The sequence below is a fragment of the Burkholderia dolosa genome, assembly GCF_902499135.1.
Taxonomy (GTDB): Bacteria; Pseudomonadota; Gammaproteobacteria; order Burkholderiales; family Burkholderiaceae; genus Burkholderia; species Burkholderia dolosa.
On sequence record NZ_CABVPR010000134.1, the window covers coordinates 1 to 2,350 of the forward strand.

Consider the following 2,350-nt stretch of genomic DNA (forward strand, 5'->3'; position numbering starts at 1 on the left):
CGACTGGATCGCCGCGCACCCGCGCGAGGCGGACGCGGACGTGCGGCTGCGCTACGGCGACCTGCTCGGCAGCGCGCGGCGCGACGACGTGCTCGCCGCATGGCTCGACGCACTGCGCCGCGAGCCGGCGCTGACGCCTGCGCAGCGCGCGCGGCTCGAGGACCAGTCGTTGCGGCTCGTGCTGCGCGAGACGGACGACGCGATCGACCGGCAGGACTATGCGCAGGCGCGCGCGCTGCTCGCGCACACGAGCGCGGCCGGCCGCGCGGACAAGCGCTATGCGCTCGAACTCGCCGATCTCGAACGCGCGCAGGGCCACTACGACGCGGCGCGTGCCGCGCTCGCGCCGATCGTCGCACGCACGCCGGACGATGCCGACACGCAGCTCGCGCTCGCACGGATCGACGAAGACAGCGGCAACCGCCGCGCGGCGCTCGCGCGCGTGCAGGCGGTGCTCGCGCGCACGCCGGAGGACGACGTCGATACGCAGCTGTCGGTCGTGCGCCGGCTGACCGCGCTGCGCCGCGCGGACGAAGCGGCGCCCGTGACCGCGCGGCTGCAGGCCGAGTATCCGGCGCGCGCGGACGTGACGGTGGCCGCGGGCCGCGTCGCCGAGGCGCAGGGCCGCTACGACGACGCGGCGTCGCTGTACCGGCTGTCGCTGTCTCAGGAGCGCGCGAGCGGCGTCGCCGCGGGCCGCGACGGCCGCACGCCCGCGCAGGCCGCGTTTGCCGAGCTCGAACAGCGGCGCGACCCCGAGATCGAGATCGGCTGGCTGCCCGCGTACAAATCGGGCGACGAGGGCGTGTCCGCGTACCGCGCGCAGCAGGTGCCGATCTATGCGCAGTGGCCGATCCGCTACGACGGGCACGCGTTCCTGCAGCTCGACACCGTGCACGTCGATCCCGGCACGCTCGACACGAGCGACCCGAACGCGTACGCGCTGAACACGTTCGGCACGTTGCCGGCGCTGAAGTCGCTGAGCGGGCTGCTTGCACCGCTCGGCACGAATCAGCCGGTCGGCGCGCTGATCGCGCATCCGCCGGGCTCGCTGCATCAATCGGCGACGGGCGTTGCGGTCGGCGTCGGCTACCGGACGGACGCATGGCGCTTCGACGTCGGCACGTCGCCGCTCGGCTTTCCGGTGCAATACGTGGTCGGCGGCGTGCGCTACCGCGTCGATGCCGGCCCGGCGAGCTTTACCGTCAACGCGTCGCGGCGCCCGGAAACGAGCAGCGTGCTGTCGTACGCGGGGATGCGCGATCCGTGGACCGGCGCGGTGTGGGGCGGCGTGCGGCGCGACGGCGTGAACCTGCGCGCGTCGGTCGACGTCGGCCGCACGAACGTGTTCGCCGAACTCGGCGCGGGCGTACTGACGGGCCGCAACGTCGAGCGCAACGCGGAAGTGACGCTGCGCACCGGCTTCACGGTGCCCGTGTACGAACGTGCGACGATGCGCGTCAGCACCGGGCTCGTCGGCAACGCGTGGCACTACGCGCAAAACCTGCGCTATTACACGTACGGGCAGGGCGGCTACTACAGTCCGCAGCGCTATCTGTCGCTCGGCGTGCCGATCGAATGGGCGGGGCGGCGCGATGCGCTGTCGTGGGACGTGACCGTCACCGGCGGCATCTCGAACAGCCGCGAGAAGGATTCGCTGTATTTCCCGACGTTCTCCGATCAGCGTGCCGCGCAGCAGGCGGCCGGCTTCGTCTATGCGGGCAGCTCGACGCGCGGCGTGTCGTTCTCGTACGGCGTGAACGGCATCGTCGAATATCGCGTGAACCCGCATCTGAGCGTCGGGGCGCAGCTGCATGTGGATCGGTCGCACGATTACGCGCCGAGCTCGGCGCTCGTCTATCTGCGTTACGCGTTCGACGCGCGCGCGCCGCGCAACTGGCTCGTCACGCCGACGCCCGTGCGGCTTTATTCGGATTACTAGGGGAAGCGAGTGAATACCGATATCGACGCCACGCGTCCCGCGCTCGGCGCTGCCGGTCTGCTCGGCCGCCTGCGCGCGCGGTTGCGCGCGGGGCCGGCCGGCGGCCGCGTCGGCGCGCTGAGCCGGCTCGCGATCGACGGGCTGCCCGACGCGTGGACGCAGCTCGAAGCGGGCGGCCTGTATACGGTCTACGCGGCGGCCGACACGCCGGCGTGCGATGCGCTCGTGTGGGAAAGCGCGCGGCAGGCGCGCACGCGCAACGTGACGGTCGTGCTCGCGCGCGACGCGGCGCGCGTCGCCGCACAGTTGCACGCGCGCGGTTTCGCGGGCGGCGCGCAACCGGACGGCTGGCCGCGCAACCTGAACGTGCTCGCGATGCCGCCTGAGTCGCAGCCGGACGACGGCGAT

At 72.9% G+C, this 2,350-nt stretch carries 2 protein-coding genes; both read left to right on the top strand.

The genetic code is table 11. The features are described 5' to 3' along the window. A partial coding sequence (locus tag BUB20358_RS27790) for a cellulose synthase subunit BcsC-related outer membrane protein (RefSeq protein ID WP_174905177.1) occupies positions 1-1,942 on the top strand: 1,942 nt, incomplete at its 5' end. A 9-nt stretch (positions 1,943-1,951) separates the two neighbouring features. Continuing rightward, positions 1,952-2,350: BcsE family c-di-GMP-binding protein (locus tag BUB20358_RS27795; RefSeq protein ID WP_254593986.1), on the top strand; the 399-nt coding region annotated here is incomplete at its 3' end.